We start from the raw sequence: 19,145 nt of genomic DNA, 5'->3' as shown, positions 1-19,145 counted from the left end.
CATATGCGATGAATTGCGCGAAAGATCAAGTGCGCCGGGCCAATGCCGTCAGGATACCTGCCCCGATCATAAAGCTCGCGCCCGCCCGGCTCATCCATTTGAGGACAGTGGGCCGCCCGATCCGCGCCCGCATCTCCCCAGCCAAGAGCGCCCAAAGGGCGACATTGATCGACGCCAGCACCACGAAAGTCGCAACAAGGATCACCACCTGCGGCAGAAAGGCAGCGGCGGGATCAATGAATTGCGGCACGAATGCCACGAAAAACACGATGCTCTTGGGATTGAGCGCCGTGACGACATACGCATCGCGAAATCCACGCGCCGCACTGCGCGGGCGTGGCGTGTCGAGTTTTTCGGGCGGGTTGCGCCACAGCTTGATGCCAAGCCAGATCAGATAGGCCGCGCCCACAAACTTCAAAACGGTAAAGGCCGTGGCGGAGGTTGCCAAAAGCGCGCCCGCACCCGCAAGGGAAATGCTCATCGCTGTCAGATCGCCCAGCGCCACACCGGGCACCATCGCGAGAGCCGCGCGTTTGCCCGCGCCGATCCCTTCGGCCACCACCAGCATCACCGTGGGGCCGGGTAGGGCCAGCAGCACGGTGCTTGCCAATGCGAAAGTGATCCATAGCTCCAATGCCATCGCGCGCTCCTGTCTTTTGATGCAGCAAAGACAGCAGACTATCAGGGCGTCAACGCTTAAAACGATCCGCAATCCGGGCGGCAATCTGATCGCGGGTCTGGCGATAGGCGGCGAGCTTGTCCTCCCGGCTGTCGCCGATCCCCGTGGGATCAAGGATCGGCCAATATTCAACCTCCACCGCGTAAGAGCGCGTGTATTCCTGTGCGTGGCGCAGGCTCGCGGGGGTCAGGGCCACGATCAGGTCATAGCCGCCAATATCATCCCCCCATTCCTCCATCTCCTCAAAGGATCGGGCGCGATGCTGGCTCAGCGTCACGTCGATCTCATCACAAACGGAAATCGCGAAGCCGTCGATCTCCAGATCATGGAACACACCGGCCGATTGCACATAGATGTCCTTGCCATGCGCCTTTTTCATCAGCCCCTCCGCCATGGGGGAGCGGACCGCGTTGTGATCGCAGCAAAACAGGACGGATGTGGGCAGATCGCTCAAGGATCAGCCCTTGAAGTGCAGAACACAAATCAAGGTGAACAGGCGGCGGGCGGTGTCATGATCGGTGATCACCTTGCCGTCCAGCCGCTCCATCAGGATGCGGGAACCCTCATCATGGATGCCGCGCCTTCCCATGTCGATGGCCTCGATCTGGGCAGCGGGCAGGCGTTTGACCGCATCGAAATAGGCCGCGCAAATCTGGAAATAATCCTTGATCACCTGCCGGAACGGCGAGAGGGACAAGTGGAATTCCCCGGCGGGGGTGGCATCCTCCGTGGTGACCGAAAACACTAGCCGCCGTTCCCGGATCGCAAGGCCAAGGTGATACGGCCCCTCCGGCACGCCCTCACCCGCTGGCGCGAAGTTATTGGCCTCCAGAAGGTCAAACAGAGCGACCCGCCGCTCCTGCTCAATCTCCGGTGTGGGCGCGGGCAGGCCTGCATCGTCCAACTCGATATGGACCAGTTTTTGCGTGGTCATGACGGCTCCTCACTTTCCATAACGCCTAGCCGGGCTTCTTCCCAATCCGCGAAGGATTGGCCGGTTTGGTGATGTTTCCATTCCTGCCTGCCATTGGCCGGACGTCCATTTACAACACTCGCCGCTGCACTCGGGCTGTTGAACGCATAGTTATCGGTGAATTCAGGTGGCGTGCGACTGGTGTCAATCACCCCGCGCGCACAAAGGTCTGTCGCGATGGCCGCATATCCAAAGTCCCAGTTTCCTTTCCCCGCCCATTCGCCGCGCACTTTCGCGCCTTTCAGGACCACAAATTCCGCCCCACGCAATTCAGCAAGCGCGTCAATGCCATGACGCGGCGTGGTCAGCCGGAAGCGTTCAACTTGTTCGGTCAGTTCGACCGACGGCCCAACATCCGGGCGCGTTCCAGATTGCAAAAGGTCAACACCGATCGCGGGCAACACTATCCCAAGTGTTTCGATGAATTCTTCCATATTGGCCTGCGCCGCCTCAGACAGGCTCGCACCGCCCGGCGTGTTGCCATTGTCGAGCCGCACCCGCCCTGCTCGGCGGGCAAGATCCACTAGCCGGGCTTCGAGATAGCGCACATGCGCCTTATGCAGGCTATCCGCCCCCGTGGTGAGGATGATGACATCTTGCCACCAGTCTTTCTTCACATCGTGAGAGCGAATGCGCGCGGCAACATCCTCGCCTTCCCCGACATAAAGCGCAGGCTGGCCTTCTTGCTCTCCGATCAGCAGATATATGCCAGTAAATTGGGCCTGACGGCGCCGCAGAGCCTCAGCAATGCGCGTGCGGGGCGCTTTGAGGACATGGCCGGTCCAGCCAAAAATCTCCGCCGTCAGGATGCCATCCGGCGTTCCGTCCACAAAGAACAGTTCCAACGACCGGCCACGGCTCATCAATCCTCTCCCTCATTCAGCGCATCAAGGCGCGCGCGCACGCTCAGGCCATGGGCCTCCAGACTTTCGGAGATGGCGAGTGTTTCCGCCGCAGGGCCAATGGCGCGCAGGGCCGCAGGTGTCATCCGGGCAAGCGTCGTGCGTTTCATGAAATCAAGCACCGACAGCCCCGAGGAGAACCGCGCCGACCGCGCCGTGGGCAGCACATGGTTCGGACCGCCGACATAGTCGCCGATTGCCTCCGGCGTCCATTGCCCGATGAAGATCGCGCCCGCGTGGCGGATGCGCCCGGCCACGTCCTCGGCCCCGGCGCAGGCGATCTCCAGATGCTCAGGGGCGATGCGGTCGCTCAACTCGATTGCCTCTTCCATGTCGCGCACCGTGATCACCGCGCCATTGTCGCGCCAGCTTGGCCCCGCGATGGCGGCGCGCTCCAGCGTTTCGAGCCGCTTGTCGATGGCGCGGGCCACGGCCTCCCCGAAATCGGGATCATCGGTGATCAGGATCGCCTGCGCGCTTTCGTCATGTTCGGCCTGACTGAGCATATCGACTGCAATCCAATCAGGATTGTTGTCCTTGTCCGCGATAACCAGAATCTCGGATGGTCCTGCGATCATGTCGATCCCCACCCGGCCAAACACCCGCCGTTTGGCCGCCGCGACATAGGCATTGCCCGGCCCGGTGATCTTATCCACCTTCGCGATGGTGTTGGTGCCATAGGCGAGGGCCGCCACGGCCTGTGCCCCGCCGATCCGGTAGATCGTCTCCACCCCCGCCAGACGGGCCGCGCAAAGCACCAGCGGGTTGACCGCACCATTCGGCGTGGGCGCACAGATCACCAACCGCTCGACCCCCGCCACCGCCGCCGGGATCGCGTTCATCAAAACGGAGGACGGATAGGAGGCAAGACCACCGGGCACATATAGCCCCGCCGCATCCACCGCCGACCAGCGCCAACCAAGTTCGGCGCCGGTGTCATCGGTCCAGCGGGCATCCTCGGGCAGTTGCCGTTCGTGATAGGCGCGGATGCGCTCTGCGGCGAGTTCGAGGGCGGCGCGCTCCTCTTTCGGCACGGTCTTGACGGCGGTGTCGATCTCCCCTTGGGAGAAGGCCATGGTTTGCGGCGTGAGTTTGAGATTGTCGAACCGTTCGGTCAGTTCGATCACCGCCTCATCGCCCCGGTGGGCCACATCCGCGATGATGTCGGCCACGATGCCGTCCACATCCGCGCTCGATTCCCGCTTGGCGCCAAGAAATTCGGTGAAGCTGCGGTCAAATCCAGCCGCGCGGCTGTCGAGGAAAAGGGGCATTTCGGTCTCCGTCCCGAAAGAGGGTCACTGATCTGTCGGGCTTACCGCGCCCTGCCCCGTGCCTCAAGCCCGCTTCAACGCACCAGCCTGCGACGATCAGAAGCGAAATTCGACCCCGATAGAGCCAAGCACCTGCGGAGCACCCTGTGTCGTGAACTCCTCCGACATCCATGTCACCCCATAATTCACATCCGCCGCCCCCACAGGAGCAAAGATCGAGCCGCGCACCCGCGTCCGGGTATTCTCGGCCATCGCGGTGTGGCTTGAGGGGAAGAATTCGGAGCCCTGCACGCTTGCCACATCCATGCCGACTGTCAGTTGTATCTGATCGAGCCTGTCATATCGCACGGGAAACTGCTGGCCGGTGATCATGTCGCGGATCGGTTGGGTGAGGTCGCGGTCAATCCCGATGGAGATATCGACGCCCGCGCGCAGAATATCCTCCAACCCCATTTGTGCCGTCACAAAGGGGCGCAGCATCGGCGCGCCGCCCTCCCCGCCGATTTTGTAGCCCGCCTCCACAACGGGTGTGAAAACGAATTGATCGGCCACCTGCGTCGACCATCCCTGCGGCTCATTCTCCGAGAGGAGGTCATGGAGCGCGGTATGAAGGTCGCTGATCCCGCTGGATGGACCGAGCAGGCCAAGCTCCGCCCCGGCGGCTACGTCCCATCCGGCGAAGGTATAATGGCTGAACGCGCCCGCACCGATATATCCGGCATAGGGCCGGCTGCCCGCGGGCGGCGCACCGTTCAGCTTTTCCGGTGTGACGATCTGGCCGCGCGCGCGCAGCTCAAATCGGGGACCAATGCCGATCTCCCGCAATTCAAGCGAACTGGAAAAAAGCCAGGATGACGAATAGCTCGCGGTCTGCCAGCGGTCCTCGTTATCCCCCAGATAGTCGTTGTTTAGTGCAGCGGAGCGCCCGATCAGCACGTTTTGTGCCTGTGCCGCGCCCGCCGCCATCGCGCCGATCACACAAACTGTCAGAAATCCCGTAAACCGCATACCCATCCCCCGTCTCGCCCCCAAAAACGGGCCGATCCGGGTGCATCAGGGTTAATCATGCGATGGCGTTTTACCGGATGGCGCCCTGTAGGGCTTGGTCACATCCGCCAGTGTGAGGTTAATTGCCTCAACGTCAATTGCAATTTCCCCGTCTCCGGCAAAGATCAGCGTTAACGTGGCGGAGCCGTCCTCCCCGCCCGTGTGTTCAATCGACAGGAGCGACAGGACCACATCCTTTTCGCCCGGTGTGATCCCGGCCGCGCGCACGGCAAGCGCATCGTCGATAACGAGCATGGCGCGCACCCGCTCCACGGGGCGGTTCATGCGCGCGGCAGCATCCCGATCCTCCCAGCGAAAGCGGTTGATCAAAAGTGCGAATTGCCGCCGTTTGCGCGACCATGTGATGTCACCCCCGGTCAGGACAGCATCCTGCACCAGCGCGGAGATAACCTTGAGGTCATCCGCCTCCGCCGCGATCAGGCGCACCGGGCGCTCGGCCCCATCCTCGAATGTAGCGTCGGTCATGCGTCTTCCTTTTCGCGTCTGATCTGCGCACCCACGGCGGAGAGTTTCTCCTCCAGCCGCTCATAGCCACGGTCAAGGTGGTACACGCGGGACACCACCGTCTCCCCTTCCGCGGCGAGCCCCGCCAGCACCAGCGACACGGAGGCGCGCAAATCCGTTGCCATCACTGGCGCGCCGCGCAGCTTCGACACGCCCGTTACCTTGGCGGTGCCGCCATGCACATCAATCCGCGCGCCCATACGGATCAGTTCGGGCGCGTGCATGAAGCGATTCTCGAATATCGTCTCCTCCAACACGCTCTCCCCCTGTGCAAGGGTCAGGAGGGCCATCATCTGCGCCTGCAAATCCGTCGGGAAGCCCGGATAGGGTTCGGTCGTCACATCCGTCGGCAGGATCGTATCGGCAATGCGCGCCACAGTAAGGCCGCGCGGGCTTTCGGTGATCCGCATACCCGCCTGTTCCAGCTTTTCGCAAAACGCCCCCAAAAGATCACGCCGCCCCCCAAGGAGCGTCACTTCTCCCCCCGCAATCGCAGGTGCGAGCATGTAGGTGCCAAGCTCGATCCGGTCGGTCAGGACACGGTGGGTGGCCCCGTGCAGGCGGTCGACACCTTCGACAGTGATGGTGCTGGTGCCTTCGCCCTCGATCCGCGCGCCCATCGCGCGAAGGCATTGGGCGAGGTCCACAATCTCCGGCTCACGCGCGGCATTCTCGATCACGGTGGTGCCCTTAGCGAGGGTGGCGGCCATCAGGATATTCTCCGTCGCCCCGACAGAGACGAAAGGAAAGCTGACCTTCCCGCCCTGCAGGCCGCCCGCCGGGGCCTTGGCATGGACATACCCGTCCCTTAGGTCCAGTTCGGCCCCCAAAGCCTCAAGCGCCTTGAGGTGCAGATCCACGGGCCGCGCGCCAATCGCGCAGCCACCGGGCAAAGACACCACCGCATGGCCGTCCCGCGCCAGCATCGGGCCAAGCACCAGAATGGAGGCCCGCATCTTACGCACGATGTCGTAATGCGCGGTGTGGTTCGTGATCTCCCCACATCCCAGCGCGAGCACCTTGCCGTCCTGCAAAGGGGCCACCTCACAACCGAGGCTTTCAAGCAGCTTTGACATGGTGCGGATATCCGACAGGCGCGGCGCGTTGGTCAGCGTCAACGGCTCCTCGCTCAACAATGCCGCTGGCATTAGCGTAAGGCAGGCATTCTTTGCCCCCGCGATGGGAATATCCCCGTTCAGCGCGTTACCGCCCGTGACCCTGATCTGATCCATTGCCTGCTCCTGATTTCGGCGCCCCGGTCATTCCGGTTTTTCTGTGCGCTCTGTCTGCTCGTCGGTTTGAGATTCGGTGGCGCGGGCGCGTTTTTGCACCTTGCGGCGTTGCAGATTGGCCCGCAACGCAGCGCGCAGGCGCTCTTCGCGCGCGTCTGACAGCTCTGTCCCGTTCGATTTTGTGTCTTTTTGTGGTGCCATGACCCCTTCTCTAAAGTGCGTGACGACGGGCGTCCAGTTTCTGCTTGCGCTCGGTTTTGTTTTCGCTAAAACCCGCGGCCAAGGCGCTGCAGTAGCTCAGTGGTAGAGCGCGTCATTGGTAATGACGAGGTCGGGAGTTCAATCCTCCCCTGCAGCACCATCTCCATACACAGTGAGAATATCCGGCTGGCAATGGTGCGGTGCGCCGTTTTTGCATGAGGCTCCGTCATTTCGGATAATCGGCGCGGGGCGGCGCGCCATGTCGGCAGGTTTCCGCAGCATCCTGACGCTGGCAGGCCATTGCGTGGCGCGAACGGGAAAGACCGGGCTGGTCCGGGTTTGCCATTGTCGCCCCCGCAACTCACGATCCGGTGTCTCATGTTCCATCTTGCCCCCCTTCCCCCGATCACCTTTGGCGCGGGCCAAGCCATGACATTGGCCCTGCCGGGCACGCCCCGCTCTGTCCTGTTGATCGCCGATCCGGTGATGCGCGATCTGGGGATGGCGGAGCGGATCGCAGCCAGTCTGCCCTGCCCCTGCACGATCTTCAGCGACATTCCCGGGGAGCCGAAAGCCGCGACCCTGCGCGCCGCCGTTGCCGCCTATCACGCGGCGCGCGCGGATGTGGTGATCGGGCTGGGCGGCGGGTCCGCGCTTGATGTGGCAAAGATCACCGCGAATATCGCGGCAGGCAGCGGGGAGCCGATGGACTATGCGCTTGCCGCCGCCCCCTTGCCGCCGCGCGCGGCCTTCACTGTCATGATCCCCACAACGGCTGGCACCGGATCGGAATTGTCGGCCACCAATATTTTCAGCGGCGATACGGGAGAGAAGCTTTGGATCTGGGGCGTGGAGACCCGACCCGATCTAGTGGTGCTCGACCCGGAATTAACCACCAGCCTGCCCGCAGCACTTACGGCATGGTGTGGGATGGATGCTTTCGTTCATGCGTTCGAGGCGATGACGAACCGCAATGGCACGCCCGCAACCGCGCTCTTTTCCGAACACGCGATGCGGCTGATCTGGCGCGCGCTGCCCGTCGCGGTGGCCGAACCGGGGAACCTGACCGCACGGGGGGAGATGCTATGGGCGTCCGCCCTTGCGGGCGCTGCGATTGACCTGAGCGGTACGGCGATGGCGCATCACCTGTCCCATGCGCTGGCGGGATGCGCGCCGGTGCAGCACGGGCTGGCCACGGCATTGGCGTTTGAGGCGAGCCTGCCGTGGCTCATAGAAACCCCAACCCCGAAGATGGAGGCCGCTGCCCGCGCGCTCGATTGTGCCGCTGCTGACTTGCCCGCGAAAGTCAGCGGGCTGATGGACGCCTGCGGGATCAACCGCGCGCTGCCCGCGGCGTTTCAGGGCGTGACCGTGGCGCAGGCCATGACGCAGGCGCGGCTGCCCGGCAACATGCCGATGCGGGTGGCCACGGACCGCGATGTCACCGATGGGGATGTGGAGCGGCTGCTTGGGGCTGTTCTGGGATTGGCGTAAATGCAATGCCCTGAGCCGGGTCAGCGGCCGTCCGATGTGGCCGCTGAACCGGATGTGCTTCTCACTTTATCGCGCAAGATCGCACATCGCCGGAGCGAGGCCAATCGCTGCAAAAGCGGCCGCCTGAGGGGCGGACGGCCGCTGGCCCGGCGCCTTCGGCTTGATTCCGGGCCAAGGTCGCACACCCACCTTGCGCTTCCCGCAAAACCACGCTAAAGCGCGCGCACTGAAACCCGCAGGCGGGATTGTGGCGGTATGGGGGAGACATCCCCGCATCGTCCCCCGGTTGGGCCAAATGGCCCTGTCCCCGCCGAGGCGAAACCGGAAAGGAAAACTCGCATGGCTCTTCCTGAGTTCACGCTGCGTCAGCTTTTGGAAGCTGGCGTCCACTTTGGTCACCAGACCCACCGTTGGAACCCGCGCATGGGTCGCTATATCTACGGCGACCGCAACGGCATCCATATCATGGACCTCACCCAAACTGTCCCGATGCTCGACGCGGCCCTCCATGCCGTACAGCAGACCGTGTCCAAGGGCGGGCGCATCCTGTTCGTCGGCACGAAGCGGCAGGCGCAGAAGGCCGTTGCCGATGCGGCTGGCCAGTGCGCGCAATACTACATGAACCACCGCTGGCTTGGCGGCACGCTGACCAACTGGAAAACCGTGTCGAACTCCATCTCCCGCCTCAAGGAGCTGGATGAGCGTCTGGATGGCGGGGCCGAAGGCTTCACCAAGAAAGAGCGCCTGAAGCTGGAGCGCGAGCGCGAAAAGCTGACCCTGTCCCTTGGCGGTATCCGCGAAATGGGCGGCGTGCCGGACCTGATCTTTGTCATCGACACCAACAAAGAGCAGCTTGCCATTGCCGAAGCGAAAAAGCTGGGCATTCCGGTTGTAGCCGTCGTCGACACCAACTCCGATCCGGTCGGCATCGACTACCCGATCCCGGGCAATGACGACGCGGCCCGCGCCATCGCACTTTACTGCGACCTGATCGCGCGCTCCGCACTTGACGGCATGGCAGAGCAGATGGGTGCCGCTGGCGTCGATCTGGGCGAAATGGAAGCCGGTCTCGAAGAAGAGATCGCAGCCGAGGGCGCAGAAGCCCCCGCCGAAGGCTGATCCCTCCCCGGTTCCGTGGCTTGTGTCACGGGACCGACACAGACCACTTGATATTCAACCGGGACACCGCGCCGCTTTGGGCCGCGACCCCGATGAGATGAGGAATATGAGACATGGCTATTACGGCTGCTCAGGTGAAAGAACTGCGCGACACGACCGGCGCAGGCATGATGGACGCGAAAAAAGCGCTCACCGAAAATGACGGCGATATGGAAGCCGCTGTTGACTGGCTGCGCGCCAAGGGCCTTGCGAAAGCGGCCAAGAAATCCGGCCGGACCGCGGCAGAGGGTCTTGTCGCGGTTGCGGTCGAGGGCGGCAAGGGCGTCGTCGTCGAAGTGAACTCCGAGACCGATTTCGTGGCGCGCAACGCCGAATTCCAAGAGATGGTCGCAGGCATCGCGAAAGTGGCGCTCGGCACCTCCTCCACCGAGGAACTCGCGGCTGCAGATATGGGCGGCAAAACCGTCGCTGAAACAATCACGGCCAAGGTCGGCACGATCGGTGAAAACATGTCCCTGCGTCGCATGGGCTATGTCGAGGGCAAGACCGTGGCGGCCTATGTCCACAACGCAGCCACCGCTGGCATGGGCCAGATCGGCGTGCTGGTGGCCGTGGATGGCGACAACGAAGATATCGCGCGCCAGATCGCGATGCATGTCGCCGCGACCTCGCCCGCGTCCCTGTCCGAAAATGACCTCGACCCCGCGCTTGTGGAGCGTGAAAAGCAGGTTCTGACCGATCAGGCGAAAGAAAGCGGCAAGCCCGACGCCGTGATCGAAAAAATGATCGTTGGCCGGATGCGCAAATTCTATGAGGAAGTGACCCTTCTGAACCAGAAATTCGTGATGAACCCCGACCTCACCGTGGCGCAGGCCGCGAAAGAGGCAGGCGTCACCGTCACCGGATACGCGCGCTTTGCCGTCGGTGAAGGGATTGAGAAGGTTGAAGAGGATTTCGCGGCAGAAGTTGCGAAAACCATGGGCGGCTAACAGCCCCCCTTCACTCGTGAATAGAGAAGGCGCGGCGGGAAACCTCCGCGCCTTTTGCGTCCGGCCTCAAGTGTCAGGCGTCAGGCGTCAGGCGCATCGAGTCGCGCGGCCCAATCCATTGACCACGCGCCCAAGGGCCGGATCAGCGCGAAAAGCTCCTCCCCCATCTCCGTCAGGCAATAGCCCGCCTCCCCCCGCGTGATCAGGCCGCTGGCGGTCAATTCCTTGATCCGGGTGTTCAGCACACTGGGCGACACGCCCTCGCACCGCTCTTGCAGCGCGCGAAAGGTCATCGCCCCTGCCGACAATTGCCAGATGATCCCAAGCGCCCAATTGCGCCCGAGAAGGTCAAAGAGCGCCATAATCGGCTTACCGGTTTTGGAGCCGCGCACAGGCTGGCCCGGTCGGGCATATCGCATCGCTGACCTCTTGCTATTTAATTCGTAGCGTATTATCGCTACCGAAATCGTAGCACATATCAGGCACCCTCTCCATGTTGATTTTTCCCGTTCTTGCGGCCCTCACCGCGTCACTTGGTTGGGCTAGCGCGATTGTGATGGCAACCGGGCCCGCGCGGCGTCTCGGCGCGTTCGAATTTGCGCGGGTGCAGCTTATTGCCTGCGCGGCGTTGATGGCCCTGTTGTGCAGCTTGCTTGGGCTGTGGGCGGGTGTGACATGGAGCTATTGGCCCCATTTCGTCGCAAGCGTGGTGATCGGGATCATCCCCGCGAACCTTGCCATGGTGGCCTGCCTGCGCCGGGGTGGGCCGCGTCGGACGGAACTTCTGCTGACCGCGAAACCGGTGATCGTCGCGGCGATGGCCTTCATATGGCTGGGTGAGGTGCCAACGGGGACGGATCTGCTTGGTGCGCTGATCGTCATGGCCGGGATCATCCTTGCCATCCTTTATGGCAGTGCGGAGGGGGCGGAAAGTGACCGGATGGATGGCCCGCTTTGGCCGGTGATCGGGCTGGGCCTGTTGGCCGCGAGCGCCATTGGTTTTGGATTTCTGGTGATGAAGCCCGCGATGCTTGCCGGGACCGATCCGCTGGCGGTGACCGCGATCCGGCTGATGCTTGCGGCCTTTGTCATGTCCGTGATCGGGCTTTGGCCGTCACCCGTGACGCGCCCCGCACCGGACATGACGCCGGCGCTTCTGGGGCGCACGATCCTGCCCGGCGTGATCGGGTATATCCTGTCCTCTTCGCTGCTACTCTACGCGTTTGCGGTGCTCGATGCGGGGGTTGCCTCTGCGCTTGGCTCCCTGTCGCCCGTGCTCATCCTGCCGATCCTGTGGTGGGTGGATGGCAAGCGCCCGCGCCTGATGGGCTGGATCGGCGCCCTGTTGGCGGTGCTGGGCACAGGCGTTATCGTGGCGTTGTAACCTAGAGCCGCTCCAGCCACGCAACCATGGTCGCCACGACCCCATCCGTCTGCGAGGGGCTGAGGATATCGCCCGCGATCACATGCGCGTCCGGGTCATCAAGCTCGGTCGGATCGACCCGCACGAGCGTCACCTCCCCGCCCCACTCACCCGCAACCTCGACCGTGCGGCTATGGTCGATGACCGTATCATCCTCGGAAAAGATCATCAGCACCGGCTCCTCAATCGCCGCGAAAGCGACAGCATTCGCCGCCCGCACACTCGCCGCCATCGGCAGGGTCGCAACGGTCGGATAGCGCTGCGTCCAATAGCGGCGGTGATCGTCGTTATACCCTTCCCAGCTGCGCTCCGCCCCGGCCACGATGGGCACCCATTGGCGGGCGAATGGCAGGGTCAGAAGGGCTGCGGCCGGATTGGCCACCTTGAAATTCGGGGAGACGAGGATCACGCCCGCAAGGTCCGCATTCATCCGTGGATCATCCGCCGCGAGGGTCGCCATCGTACCACCAGAGGAGGTGCCGATCAGCACCACCCGCTCCCCGATGCGGCGGCCAATCTCCATCGCTTCGGCCAGATCATTGCGCCAGTCCAGCACACTTGCCGCGGCCAGCGCATCGCCGTCGCGGCCATGCCCTGTGAGCCGCGTGAAATAGAGGTTCGCGCCAAGCGCCTCCGCCACCCGATCCGGGACCGGGCGAATTTCCTGCGCGGTTGCGGAGAAGCCATGCACATAAACAAGGGCGAGATCGGTCTTTTCCCGCGTCTCAGGATTGGCCCAAATCACCTGTTTTTCAACACCTTCCGTGATGTCGTTAAACGGGGTTTCCGCCCAGATGAGGTATTCATCCACATCCGCGCCAATGCTGTCGGGCGAAAAGCTCAGATCGCCGTCATCAGGCTCTCGCGGCCCAAACAATAGCACAAGGATCAACACGGCCAGCACGCCAATCACGATTTTGAGCACCATCTTCATCCCTGACTCCCCACGGGTCTGATTTTTTCCGCAACCCTAGTCAGCGCGGTCCTGCAAGGGCAAGATAAACCCGACGTAAATGGGAGAGAGACCAGACCATGACCCGCACCTTGATCACAGGCGCCAATCGCGGCATTGGCCGCGCCCTTGCCGAATTGGCCCATGCCGAGGGCCACAAGGTGATCGCAGCCATGCGAGATCCGGCCACCGCCACGGACCTACCCCAAGGGATCACGCGCCTGAAGCTCGATGTCACAGCGCAAGGCGATCTTGACGCGATGGAGCACGCGCTGGCATCCCAGCCACTGGATCGGTTGATGTGCAATGCCGGGCTTGGCTTTCGCAAGGATCGGATCGGTGGCGATACCGGGACGATTGCGGAATGGCAGGCGGTGATGGCCGCGAATGTCACTGGCGTGTTCATGACCATCAGCGCAGCCCTGCCCGCCTTGCGCCGTGCAAACGGGGCCAAGATCAGCATCATCTCCTCCCAGATGGGATCGAGCACACTTGCCGCAGGTGGGGCGTATGCCTATCGCGCGTCCAAGGCAGCGGCGCTCAATATCGGCATGACCCTCGCCGCTGATCTGAAAGCGGAAGGCATCGCGGTGGGCATCTACCATCCGGGCTGGGTGCGCACGGATATGGGGGGCACGCGCGCCGATCTGAGTGCAGAGGAAAGTGCGGTGGGGTTGCTGTCCTGCCTTGAGGCACTCACCCTTGATCAGACCGGTGGGTTCTTTAACTGGGACGGGCGGCCGCATCCCGTCTGATCACCTCTTCAACCGTTTCGGTGAGCAGGGTCAGATCGTCATCCGTGCTCATCCGGTGATCGGCCCTTTGCACGAATATCGCCCGAATGTCCGGGCCGGTCGCGTGATCCAAAAGCCGCAATGTCCAATCCATCGGCACATCCGCATCCGCCGTCCCATGCAACAGCCGCACCGGGAACGGCAGATGCAGCGGCGCATCAAGGACAAGCTGCTGCCGCCCATCCTCAATCAATTTGCGCGTGATCACATAAGGATCGTCGGAATACTCCGATGGCTGCTCCACCCGCCCGTCGCGCATGAGTGCTGCGCGCTCCGCGTCAGAAAAGCCTGCCCACATGCCATTCTCGGTGAAATCAGGCGCAGCGGCGATGCCGATAAGCCCCGCGATCCGCTCGGGCATCCGCCGGGCGAGCAACAGCGATATCCATCCCCCCATGGAGGAGCCGACAAGGATCTGCGGCCCGTTCGTCAGCGCCGTGATCGCGTCATAGGCATCCTGCGCCCATTCGCCGATGCACCCGTCCAGAAAATCGCCCGAACTGATGCCATGCCCGGTATAGTCAAACCGCAAAAAAGCGCGGCCCGTGGACCGGGCCCAGTCCTCCAGATAGATCGCCTTTGTCCCGGCCATGTCGGATTTGAAACCGCCAAGGAAAACGACACCCGGAGCATTGACCCCGGCCCCGCGCGCAGGCAGGTTGTGGTAAGCAATTTTCCGCCCGTCGCCGGGTTCAAATACTTCATGAGTTTTCATGTCTTCTGATGCCCTTGTCATTGAGGATGCGGTCGGTGTTGACACTGCCCGACCGCTCACCGTTCTGCAACTCGTGCCGGGGCTGGAGTCTGGCGGGGTGGAGCGGGGCACCGTGGAGGTCGCGCAAGCGATCACGGCGGCGGGTGGGCGTGCGCTGGTGGCCTCCAATGGCGGGCGGCTTGAGCCCCTGTTGCGCCGCGCAGGTGGGGAGCAGATCGCCCTTGATGTGGGTGCGAAATCCCCCTTTGCCATTGCCCGCAACGCCAAGGCGATTGCCGAGATCATCCGCACCCATCAGGTGGACGTGATCCATGCCCGCAGCCGCGCGCCCGCATGGGCCGGATGGAAGGCGGCACAAGCCACCGGCACGCCCTTTGTCACCACCTATCACGGCACCTATTCGGAGCCGAACTGGTTGAAAAAGCGGTATAATTCGGTGATGGCCAAAGGCCGGCCCACAATCGCAATCTCTGAGTTTATCAAAGGGCTGGTGCAACAGCGCTACGGCCTGTCCGATGAGGATATCGTCGTGATCCCCCGCGGCGCGGATATCGACACCTTTGCCGAAGAGATGGTGTCCACGGAGCGGACGATCGCGCTTGCCCAATCGTGGGGCGTGATCGAAGACCCCCGCCCCATCGTGCTCTTGCCCGGTCGGCTGACCGGATGGAAAGGACATCGCGACATGATCGCGGCCACGGCGAAAGTGGTCGCCATGGGCGAGACCGATTTTCAGGTTGTGTTTGCGGGCGATGATGGCGGCTCCGGCTTTGGCCGCACGCTGGAAAAAGAGGTGGTGGAGGCCGGGCTGACCGGGCAAATCCGCATGGTGGGGCATTGCACCGACATGGAAGCGGCCTACAAACTGGCCGCTGTTGTGGTCAGCGCCTCCACCGATCCGGAGGCGTTTGGCCGGGTCAGTGTCGAGGCGCAGGCCATGGGCCGCCCGGTGATCGCGTCGGCCCATGGCGGCAGTGTCGAGACAGTGGATCACGGCAAGACAGGCTGGCTCTACCCGCCCGGCAATACCGAGGCGCTGGCGCAAGCGATTTGCGATGCGCTCAGGCTCGATCCGTCGGGGCGGGCGCATATGGGGCTGGCGGGGCGCGCGCGCATCCGCTCCCGCTTCACGATACGGATGCTGCAAGACGCGACATTGCGGGTCTATGAACAGGCCGCCGGGCGGTCATTCTGACAACGCACCCGTTTGCCAAATCCCTCAATGCACATCCTGAACCGGCGCGCAGCGCCGGCCCGGCCCAAGGGGTTTTGATGCATCTATGATGCAGCACAAGCGTGCGGGAGCGCTACTCCGCCGCTTGGGCCGTTGGGGTGCCGCCAGCGCGGAAGGCATCCATGATCTCGACCCGGCGTTTCGCTGCTGCTTCGGCGTTTGCCTCCTTCACATGGCCGAAACCACGGATCTGAAGGGGCAACAGCGCCCGCGCGGTGGCCGCGTCCTGCCGGTCCGGTGTCAGAGCAGACAGAATCTCCTCCATATCCGCCTCAAACTCAGCGATCAGAGCACGCTCCATCCGCCGCTCAGCCGTCCGGCCAAACGGATCAAACGCGGTCCCGCGCAGCACCTTGCCCTTCGCCAACAGGCGGAAGGCCGGCAGAATCCACGGGCCAAACTCGGTTTTCTTGGGGTGCCCTTGCGCATCCTTTCGGCCAAGGATCGGCGGGGCGAGGTGGAAGCGCAGGCTGTTATGCGCCTCGAACCGATCCGCGACCGCCTGCTCCACCGTTTCTGCGTGGAGGCGCGCGACCTCATATTCGTCCTTATAGGCCAAAAGCTTGTGATAGCCCTGCGCCACCGCAAAGCCGAACCCCTCATCCACCGCCAATGCGCGATCCACCAGCGCACGGAACCGGCGCGCGAGGGCCGTGTTCTGGTATTTCACCAGCGCCTCTTCGCGGAACGCGATCCGCTCCGCGATGCTGCGCGCCTCTGCCTGCTCCGGCAGGGTCGCGCGTGCGGCATCTGCGGGTGCAAAGATTGCCCAGCGGCCAATCTCAAACGCCCGCTTGTTGCCCTCGATCCCGGCTTTGTTCAGTTCAATCGCGCGCATGATGGCCTCATGGCTGAGCGGCACCAGCCCCGCCTGCCACGCCGCCCCCAGCATCAGCACGTTGGCGTAGATCGCATCGCCCAAGAGTTTCGTCGCAAGATCGGTGGCATTCAGGAAGCTGACCGCCTCCTCCCCCAACCGCGCGCGCAGGGAGAGGGACATGCGGTCGGAGGGCAGTTTGAATTCCGTGTCGCGGGTGAACGCCCCCGTGATGATCTCAAACCCGTTGCACACCGCGCGGGTGCGGCCACGGGTCATCAGGCCCAGCGTTTTCGCGCCAGAGGTCGTGACCATATCGCCGCCAATCACCGCGTCGGCCTCCCCCGTCGCCACGCGGATGGCAGAGATGTCCTGTGGTTTTTCGGCAAGGCGGCAATGGATATGCACCGCACCGCCCTTTTGCGCGAGGCCCGCCATTTCCATGACGCCCGCGCCCTTGCCTTCCAGATGTGCGGCCATGGCCAAAAGCGCGCCAACCGTCACGACGCCGGTTCCGCCGACGCCTGTAATGACCACGTTATGCGTGCCGTTGATCGTGGGCAGCGTCGGCGCGGGCATGTCGGGCAGGTTTACATCGACCGTCGCGGCCTTCTTCACCTTTGCCCCTTCGACCGTCACGAAGGACGGGCAGAAGCCCTTGATGCAGCTGAAATCCTTGTTGCAGGAGGATTGGTCGATCTGGCGTTTGCGGCCCAGTTCCGTTTCCAATGGCAGGATCGAGACGCAGTTTGATTGCACGCCGCAATCGCCACAGCCCTCACAGACCGCCGGGTTGATCATCACGCGGCGATCCGGGTCGGGGAATTTGCCCCGCTTGCGGCGGCGGCGTTTTTCGGCGGCACAAGTCTGGATATAGACGATTGCGGTGACACCCGGCACATCGCGCAATTCCTTTTGCACAGTGTCCAAGTCGTCACGGGGGCGCATTTCCACCGGAAAGGCGCTGGGGTCCACATCTTCTTTCGGATCATAGACGCCAACCACCCGTTTCACGCCCATCGCGACAAGCTCGCGCACGATCTGGAGCGCGCTCAGATCGCCCTCATTCCCCTGCCCGCCGGTCATCGCGACCGCGTCGTTATAGAGGATTTTGTAGGTGATATTGGCCTTTGACGCCAAAGCGGCACGGATCGCCTGCACGCCCGAATGGTTATAGGTGCCGTCGCCAAGGTTCTGGAACACATGATTGGTGTTCGAGAACGGCGCCTCCCCGATCCAGTTGGCACCCTCCCCACCCATATGGGTGAAGCCCGTGGTCTCCCGATCCATCCATTGCACCATATAGTGACAGCCGATGCCCGCATAAGCGCGGGAGCCTTCGGGCACTTTGGTGGAGGAATTGTGCGGACAGCCGGAGCAGAACCACGGCAAGCGGGCCATGATTTCCTCTGCATTGTCGGCTTTTGCAGCCTCGTCGAGGACGCTGATCGCCTTGCTCAATCGTTCGCTCTGCACGCCTTCGGCGGTAAAGATACCGCCGAGTTTGCGCGCGATCATCACAGGATCAAGCGCCCCTTTGACGGTGAACAGCAGATCGCCATTCTCATGCTTCCAGCCGATCACCCGGCGACCGCGCCGATCATCAAAGATGGCTTCCTTGATCTGCACCTCGATGAGTTTGCGCTTTTCCTCGACGCAAATGATCAGGTCCAGCCCTTCGGCCCATTCGCGCATCCCTTGCATATCCATCGGCCAGACCATGCCGACCTTATAGGTGGTGATGCCGAGCCGTTCGGCCTCTGCCTCCGTGATGCCTAGGAGATCGAGCGCATGGGTCAGATCAAGCCAGCTTTTGCCATTGGCGACAATACCGATCCGCGCGCCCTTTTTGCCATAGACACGGTGGTTCAGTTTATTGGCGCGGCCATAGGCTTCAGCGGCGAAGCGTTTGTAGTCATGAAGCCGCGCCTCCTGTGCGGCGGGGGTGTCCTGAAGGCGGATGTTGATGCCATCGGCGGGCATCTGGAAATCGGTGGGCAGCTTGACCTGAACCCTGTCGGGGCGGCCATCGACGACCTCCGTCACTTCGATCGTGTCCTTGAGGCATTTGATGCCCACCCAGCAGCCCGAATAGCGGCTCAAGGCCCATCCATGGATCGCGTAATCCAGCACCTCCTGCACGCCTGCGGGGGCCAGGATCGGGATCAGCGCATCCATCAGCGCAAATTCGGAATGGTGCAGCACGGTGGAGGATTCGCCCGTATGGTCATCGCCCATCGCGACCAGCACACCGCCATTGGCAGAGGTGCCAGCCATATTGGCGTGCCGGAACACATCTCCGGTCCGGTCCACACCCGGCCCCTTGCCGTACCACAGGCCAAAGACGCCATCATATTTGCCCTCACCCCGCAATTCCGCCTGCTGCGCGCCCCAAAGGGCGGTTGCGGCGAGGTCTTCGTTCAGGCCGGGCTGGAACACGACGTTATGCGCGGTGAGCTGCTTTTCCGCGCGCATCATCTGCTGATCCACACCGCCAAGGGGGGAGCCGCGATAGCCCGTGACCAGCCCTGCGGTGTTCAGCCCCGCGCCTGCGTCGCGGACCTGCTGCATCATTGGCGCGCGCACCAGCGCCTGAATACCGCTCAAAAGCACCTGTTCTTTGGAAAGGTCGAACCGATCGTTCAGTGATACATCCTGCAAGGACATGACATCCCGTCTCCCTGATGGCTAAAAATACTGGCCGATTTCGGCTCATTTGCAACGAATATAGGTCAGTTTTTGTGACCTTTCAAGCCAGTTTCGCGCAGCGCATTCCGG

General features: G+C 62.9%; 19 protein-coding genes and 1 tRNA gene. 7 read left to right on the top strand and 13 right to left on the bottom strand.

Features of this window, described 5'->3' with window-relative positions:
• Positions 1–25 precede the first annotated feature (25 nt).
• From FHS89_RS13010 to FHS89_RS12970, 9 genes are all read right to left on the bottom strand, one after another.
• Positions 26–640: a LysE family translocator gene (locus tag FHS89_RS13010; RefSeq protein ID WP_184012328.1), complete on the bottom strand. Its 615-nt coding sequence runs from the start codon at positions 638–640 to the stop codon at positions 26–28.
• Positions 641–689: 49 nt separating this feature from the next.
• A complete protein-coding gene (locus tag FHS89_RS13005; RefSeq protein ID WP_184012326.1) occupies positions 690–1,133 on the bottom strand; it encodes an arsenate-mycothiol transferase ArsC in 444 nt (147 codons plus the stop codon).
• A gap of 3 nt (positions 1,134–1,136) precedes the next feature.
• Positions 1,137–1,613 carry a UPF0262 family protein gene (locus FHS89_RS13000; RefSeq protein ID WP_184012324.1) on the bottom strand — a complete coding sequence of 159 codons (477 nt, stop codon included), beginning with the start codon at positions 1,611–1,613 and terminating at the stop codon, positions 1,137–1,139.
• The gene (locus tag FHS89_RS12995) at positions 1,610–2,515 is read right to left on the bottom strand and encodes a GIY-YIG nuclease family protein (RefSeq protein WP_184012322.1); all 906 of its coding nucleotides are present in this window, start codon (positions 2,513–2,515) and stop codon (positions 1,610–1,612) included. Before FHS89_RS12995 ends, FHS89_RS13000 begins: the two co-directional genes overlap by 4 nt.
• Positions 2,515–3,825: a histidinol dehydrogenase gene (hisD, locus tag FHS89_RS12990; RefSeq protein WP_184012320.1), complete on the bottom strand. Its 1,311-nt coding sequence runs from the start codon at positions 3,823–3,825 to the stop codon at positions 2,515–2,517. Before hisD ends, FHS89_RS12995 begins: the two co-directional genes overlap by 1 nt.
• A 96-nt stretch (positions 3,826–3,921) precedes the next feature.
• Entirely contained in the window at positions 3,922–4,833 is a 912-nt protein-coding gene (locus FHS89_RS12985; RefSeq protein WP_184012318.1) for a lipid A-modifier LpxR family protein, read from the bottom strand.
• Positions 4,834–4,884: 51 nt separating this feature from the next.
• Positions 4,885–5,358 carry a DUF2948 family protein gene (locus FHS89_RS12980; RefSeq protein ID WP_184012317.1) on the bottom strand — a complete coding sequence of 158 codons (474 nt, stop codon included), beginning with the start codon at positions 5,356–5,358 and terminating at the stop codon, positions 4,885–4,887.
• On the bottom strand, positions 5,355–6,629 hold the full coding sequence (gene murA, locus FHS89_RS12975) for a UDP-N-acetylglucosamine 1-carboxyvinyltransferase (RefSeq protein ID WP_184012315.1): 1,275 nt from the start codon (positions 6,627–6,629) through the stop codon (positions 5,355–5,357). The genes FHS89_RS12980 and murA overlap by 4 nt, the downstream gene beginning before the upstream one ends.
• 27 nt (positions 6,630–6,656) lie before the next feature.
• Positions 6,657–6,830 (bottom strand): hypothetical protein, encoded by a 174-nt coding sequence (locus FHS89_RS12970; protein ID WP_184012313.1) that lies wholly within the window; start codon positions 6,828–6,830, stop codon positions 6,657–6,659.
• An 85-nt stretch (positions 6,831–6,915) separates the two neighbouring features.
• On the opposite strand from FHS89_RS12970, the gene FHS89_RS12965 reads away from it, so the two are divergent.
• The 4 genes from FHS89_RS12965 (at position 6,916) to tsf (ending at position 10,432) form a co-directional block, all read left to right on the top strand.
• Positions 6,916–6,990: transfer RNA gene (locus FHS89_RS12965), tRNA-Thr, on the top strand.
• 218 nt (positions 6,991–7,208) lie between these two features.
• Positions 7,209–8,324 carry an iron-containing alcohol dehydrogenase gene (locus FHS89_RS12960; RefSeq protein WP_184012311.1) on the top strand — a complete coding sequence of 372 codons (1,116 nt, stop codon included), beginning with the start codon at positions 7,209–7,211 and terminating at the stop codon, positions 8,322–8,324.
• 339 nt (positions 8,325–8,663) lie between these two features.
• Positions 8,664–9,443: a 30S ribosomal protein S2 gene (gene rpsB / locus FHS89_RS12955; protein WP_184012309.1), complete on the top strand. Its 780-nt coding sequence runs from the start codon at positions 8,664–8,666 to the stop codon at positions 9,441–9,443.
• 113 nt (positions 9,444–9,556) lie between these two features.
• Complete coding sequence (tsf, locus tag FHS89_RS12950; RefSeq protein WP_184012307.1) at positions 9,557–10,432, top strand: translation elongation factor Ts; 876 nt, start codon at positions 9,557–9,559, stop codon at positions 10,430–10,432.
• Between the two features lie 80 nt (positions 10,433–10,512).
• Here the strand turns inward: tsf and FHS89_RS12945 are convergent, their stop codons facing one another.
• Positions 10,513–10,851 (bottom strand): winged helix-turn-helix transcriptional regulator, encoded by a 339-nt coding sequence (locus FHS89_RS12945; protein ID WP_184012305.1) that lies wholly within the window; start codon positions 10,849–10,851, stop codon positions 10,513–10,515.
• 74 nt (positions 10,852–10,925) lie between these two features.
• Between FHS89_RS12945 and FHS89_RS12940 the strand changes: the two genes are divergently transcribed.
• Positions 10,926–11,816: a DMT family transporter gene (locus FHS89_RS12940; RefSeq protein ID WP_184012302.1), complete on the top strand. Its 891-nt coding sequence runs from the start codon at positions 10,926–10,928 to the stop codon at positions 11,814–11,816.
• 1 nt (position 11,817) lies between these two features.
• On the opposite strand, the gene FHS89_RS12935 is transcribed toward FHS89_RS12940, so the two are convergent.
• Positions 11,818–12,789 (bottom strand): alpha/beta hydrolase, encoded by a 972-nt coding sequence (locus tag FHS89_RS12935; RefSeq protein ID WP_184012300.1) that lies wholly within the window; start codon positions 12,787–12,789, stop codon positions 11,818–11,820.
• 98 nt (positions 12,790–12,887) lie between these two features.
• Between FHS89_RS12935 and FHS89_RS12930 the strand changes: the two genes are divergently transcribed.
• Positions 12,888–13,562: an SDR family NAD(P)-dependent oxidoreductase gene (locus FHS89_RS12930; protein ID WP_184012298.1), complete on the top strand. Its 675-nt coding sequence runs from the start codon at positions 12,888–12,890 to the stop codon at positions 13,560–13,562.
• On the opposite strand, the gene FHS89_RS12925 is transcribed toward FHS89_RS12930, so the two are convergent.
• Positions 13,531–14,316, bottom strand: coding sequence for an alpha/beta hydrolase (locus FHS89_RS12925; RefSeq protein WP_184012296.1), 786 nt, complete (start codon positions 14,314–14,316; stop codon positions 13,531–13,533). The genes FHS89_RS12930 and FHS89_RS12925 overlap by 32 nt on opposite strands.
• Between FHS89_RS12925 and FHS89_RS12920 the strand changes: the two genes are divergently transcribed.
• Complete coding sequence (locus tag FHS89_RS12920) at positions 14,315–15,511, top strand: glycosyltransferase family 4 protein (protein ID WP_184012294.1); 1,197 nt, start codon at positions 14,315–14,317, stop codon at positions 15,509–15,511. The two genes, FHS89_RS12925 and FHS89_RS12920, sit on opposite strands and share 2 nt — an antisense overlap.
• A 112-nt stretch (positions 15,512–15,623) precedes the next feature.
• On the opposite strand, the gene FHS89_RS12915 is transcribed toward FHS89_RS12920, so the two are convergent.
• Positions 15,624–19,034: an indolepyruvate ferredoxin oxidoreductase family protein gene (locus FHS89_RS12915; protein ID WP_184012292.1), complete on the bottom strand. Its 3,411-nt coding sequence runs from the start codon at positions 19,032–19,034 to the stop codon at positions 15,624–15,626.
• Positions 19,035–19,145: the final 111 nt, after the last annotated feature.

This window comes from Rubricella aquisinus (genome assembly GCF_014199445.1).
Lineage (GTDB): Bacteria > Pseudomonadota > Alphaproteobacteria > Rhodobacterales > Rhodobacteraceae > Rubricella > Rubricella aquisinus.
This window is presented reverse-complemented; position numbering and strand designations above follow the sequence as displayed.